Source organism: Marinobacter halodurans (genome assembly GCF_004327985.1).
GTDB lineage: Bacteria > Pseudomonadota > Gammaproteobacteria > Pseudomonadales > Oleiphilaceae > Marinobacter_A > Marinobacter_A halodurans.
The window spans coordinates 1-255 of the sequence record NZ_SJDL01000228.1; the positions used below are offsets into that span (position 1 = coordinate 1).

Sequence of the window (255 nt, forward strand, 5' to 3'; positions counted from 1 at the left end):
AACAAGCGCTTCATCAGGTGCTGAGTGCGATGCTGGAACCGACCTTCTCGGACCACAGCTACGGGTTCCGCCCCGGCCGAAGCGCCCACCAGGCGGTCAAGGCGATGCAACGACACATCAGCGAGGGTCACCGCTGGGTGATCGATCTGGATCTGGCCCAGTTCTTTGATCGGGTCAATCACGATGTGTTGATGAGCCTGCTGGCCCGTCGCATCACCGACCGACGGATACTGACCCTGATCCGGCGTTACCTGC

At 61.2% G+C, this 255-nt stretch carries 1 protein-coding gene; it reads left to right on the forward strand.

What is annotated here, in order from left to right; all coding sequences use genetic code 11:
* Nucleotides 1–29: 29 nt before the first annotated feature.
* Nucleotides 30–255, forward strand: a 226-nt coding sequence (locus EZI54_RS24180; RefSeq protein ID WP_341352876.1) for a reverse transcriptase domain-containing protein, incomplete at its 3' end; no start/stop codon positions are given.